Source organism: uncultured Bacteroides sp., from assembly GCF_947632445.1.
Lineage (GTDB): Bacteria > Bacteroidota > Bacteroidia > Bacteroidales > Bacteroidaceae > Bacteroides.
In genome coordinates this window covers 1-3580 of record NZ_CANRPM010000123.1, presented here as the reverse complement: position 1 = coordinate 3580, position 3580 = coordinate 1, and the positions used below count along the sequence as shown (strand labels likewise).

The 3580-nt window shown below is 35.7% G+C and carries 3 protein-coding genes; all 3 read left to right on the top strand.

What is annotated here, in order from left to right:
- The first annotated feature begins 233 nt into the window (after nucleotides 1–233).
- The 3 genes from Q0Z70_RS13270 (at nucleotide 234) to Q0Z70_RS13260 (ending at nucleotide 3480) form a co-directional block, all read left to right on the top strand.
- On the top strand, nucleotides 234–1463 hold the full coding sequence (locus Q0Z70_RS13270; RefSeq protein ID WP_298075245.1) for a site-specific integrase: 1230 nt from the start codon (nucleotides 234–236) through the stop codon (nucleotides 1461–1463).
- Nucleotides 1456–2361, top strand: coding sequence for a tyrosine-type recombinase/integrase (locus tag Q0Z70_RS13265; RefSeq protein WP_298075244.1), 906 nt, complete (start codon nucleotides 1456–1458; stop codon nucleotides 2359–2361). Before Q0Z70_RS13270 ends, Q0Z70_RS13265 begins: the two co-directional genes overlap by 8 nt.
- A 96-nt stretch (nucleotides 2362–2457) precedes the next feature.
- Nucleotides 2458–3480: a site-specific integrase gene (locus Q0Z70_RS13260; RefSeq protein WP_298075242.1), complete on the top strand. Its 1023-nt coding sequence runs from the start codon at nucleotides 2458–2460 to the stop codon at nucleotides 3478–3480.
- Nucleotides 3481–3580 lie beyond the last annotated feature (100 nt).

Below are 3580 nucleotides of genomic sequence, written 5' to 3'. Positions count from 1 at the left end.
TCTTCCAACTCTTTCATCAACTCGTAAAGAGCCTTTACCTCTTGCGCATCGCCCTCAATGGCATACGCCGTACTGCATTATCTAAAGAATAGCATTATCTAAAGTACAAATATTTTAGAAAAGCTAACCTGTTGTATATTAGACAAACTTTATATGTAGATGTTTTGATAATATTCAATGGGGGAATGATAGTTTTTGAGTAATATTAAGCGAACCTTTAAATTATAGATGTTATGACTCAAAAACAATTATTACGAAGAGACATCATCAAGATTTGTAAGAAAGAGTGCTTAAGGTATAAATTAAGCTCTAATTACACATCAATGCTACTTCAAGGTGGTCGTTCTCTTGTTAAATTCATGCAAGAAAAGAATGCAAATGACTACACCCCTGATGTAGGTTTGGAATTTAGGATATATGTACATGGAATCCGAACAAAAAAGTATGCTGATGAAATCAGCCGTGTCATTGATATGCTCAACTCTTTTATAGACAGTAAACTATTCGTATTTCAAAAACAAACTCCAAAGTATTTTCCCGGAATTTTTGGACAGTATGTCGTAGAGTACATAGAATATCTCAAGACAGAGACAAATCTTAAAATGTCCTCGATTAAGATATATGAACATTCGCTGAGCATGTTCAGTCAGAAGATGCACCATGCAGGAGTAGATTTAGAGACCATATCATTGGAACATTTATTGAATTTCTTTTCATCTCTTCAAAACATGAAACAAGAGAACGTGAAGAATGTGAAAAACTTTCTTCGCTACATGAAAGATCATGGGATTATTAAACATGATTTATTGCTTGACTATATTCGACCTACACGTTACATAAAGGAGAAAGTTCCATCCTACTACGCAAAGGAGGAAGTCCTACAAATCGAAAATAGTGTGAACAGACATTCTACAAAGGGAAAAAGGGATTACGCAATGTTGCTGTTGGCATCAAGGTTAGGACTTCGTTCTGCCGATATTAGAAATCTCAAGTTTTCAGATATTGATTGGGACAGGAATGAAATACATATACGACAAATAAAAACACAGAAGGAGGTAATATTACCATTGCTGGATGATGTCGGAGTTTCACTGATTGATTACATAAGGAATGCAAGACCACAAACTTCATTAAAGGAAATATTTGTCTCGTTTACACCTCCTTACCGGGTCATTACATCCGCAACCTTTTCCACAATGGTAGCCAAATATGTCTTTAAGTCTGGTATCAAATGTGATGGGAAACATCATGGCAGCCATACTCTTAGACACAGTTTGGCTACCAACCTGTTGGGGAGCAACGTTTCAGTTCCAACCATTTCATCAATATTAGGACACAGCACCACGGAAAGCACGAAAAAATACTTGACTATAAATTTGTCATCATTGTTGAATTGCAGCCACGATGTGCCATCGGTAGAAGATAATTTCTACAAACAGGAAGGAGGTGTATTCTATGTCTAAAGTGATCTACCAATCAGTATTTTCTGATTATTTCAATTCTTTTTGCGAGCAACGGGTTAAGTTGGGATATTCAGATGTTGAAATGCGCCTATTCTTCAAGGTGTTTGACAGTTATTTCTATAACAAAGGGATTGATACTGTATTTGTCACAGAATCAATTTATAATAACATGATGGATTTCTTGACCAATGAAAACGGACGAACCCGATATAGGTATGCTTCCAAATTTTCCATGTTGATGAAATATATGTCCCGTTTAGGTGTGCCTGTATATATACCCAGAGTAGGTAAGATTCCCAAAAACAATTTTATACCGCATATTTTTACCCATGAAGAGTTATGTAGAATTTTCAACGCGGCAGACCAATTGCGATTGCCTAAACCATACAGTCGCAGTGTAGTTATAATCATGCCTGCTATATTACGATTGTTATATAGCACAGCTATGCGTATAGGGGAAGCTCTCGCATTAAAAAATGAAGATGTAGATTTGGACTGTCAGACCATAACTATCAAAAATACTAAAAATAGATGCCAACGAATTGCACCAATTAATCCATCGCTTAAGGTTGTATTGAAACAGTACATCTCATACAGGAATCAAATACCCATAAAAGGAATAGAGAATGCCTCTTCTCCATTCTTCGTGAATTTGTCCGGAAAATCTTGTAGCCAACACTCTGTGTCAGCAAGGTTCATTGAAATTTTGCAAAACGCTGGTATCCCATACAAAGGACATCATCAAGGCCCAAGGCTACATGACATCCGACATACAGCCTGCGTTCACACAATGGTAAAATTGGTTAAAGAAGGTAAGGATATTTACTGTGCAATGCCATACATAGCAGCTTATATGGGACACAGAGGCTTGAATCCACAAATAATTATTTGCGATTAACCCAAGAAATATATCCTGATATTATCAAAGCAACCAAAGCAATAGATAAACTTTTCGATGACTCTGTATATGACAATTTTAATTTTGAAGACAGCTATGAATAATTTTGTATTTTCTGAAGTTTTGGAGAAATTTTTCAAAACGTATTTGCCCGGCGAAGTAGGAGTAAGCAGTAATTCCATTCGTTCATATCGAGACACCTTTGTGTTATTTTTCGAATATATGGATAGGACAAATAAAGTAAAACCTGATAAAATCAGTCTTTCTCATTTCAAGAAAGAAGAGATATTGCTCTTCTTAAAATGGCTGGAAGAAATCAAAGGCAATAGCATCAGTACAAGGAACCAACGTTTGGCCGCCATTCGTTCATTTTGTAACTTAGTAATGTTTATTTGTCCGGAATATGTACACAACTGTTCTGAAATACGCTCAATAAAGTATAAAAAAGCAGTCAAAGATACTGTTAAGTATATAACCATAGAAGAAGTAACAGCCTTATTATCGCAGATTGATACTCGGACAAAATCAGGCCGACGAGATTTGACATTGTTATCTTTACTTTATAACACAGGAGCAAGAGTACAAGAAGTGATTGATCTCACACCTTCAAACTTTAGGCTTGAGAAACCGGCGATTGTTGAACTGTACGGGAAAGGTCGAAAGAAAAGAATTGTCCCGCTTGACGAGCCTATTGTGAAATTATTGCAAGGTTATATGAGAGAACAAGGATTGTCAAATGTTGTCAGTGCTCACCATCCGCTCTTTTTCAATTCGCAAGGCAGTAAACTAACTAATCCTGGCATATCATACATAATAAATAAGTATGTCAGTTTATTGAAAGCGCAAAACGCTGAAATGTGCAATATAAACATCACACCTCATGTGTTTAGGCATTCAAGAGCCATGCACCTCCTTCAGGTAGGTATTCCTTTGATATATATACGAGATATATTAGGACATGTTTCAGTCCAAACAACGGAAATCTATGCGAGAACCGATTCTAAAGCCAAAAGAGAAGCCTTGGAAAAGGCATATGAAGATATTGGTATTATAGAGCCTGAAATAAAATCTTGGGACAAGGATTCTAAACTTAAAGCATTCTTAAAAAGTTTAGTATAATATTATCCGAAGATGGATCTTAAAGTAGTCAGTTAATAATATGATTAACAACATATTTAACTGGCTACTTTTGATAATGCTATTCTTTAGATAATGCAGT

Coding starts and splice junctions, on each gene's coding strand:
- Q0Z70_RS13270 (WP_298075245.1), top strand. CDS start 234: ATGACTCAAAAACAATTATTACGAAGAGACATCATCAAGATTTGTAAG.
- Q0Z70_RS13260 (WP_298075242.1), top strand. CDS start 2,458: ATGAATAATTTTGTATTTTCTGAAGTTTTGGAGAAATTTTTCAAAACG.
- Q0Z70_RS13265 (WP_298075244.1), top strand. CDS start 1,456: ATGTCTAAAGTGATCTACCAATCAGTATTTTCTGATTATTTCAATTCT.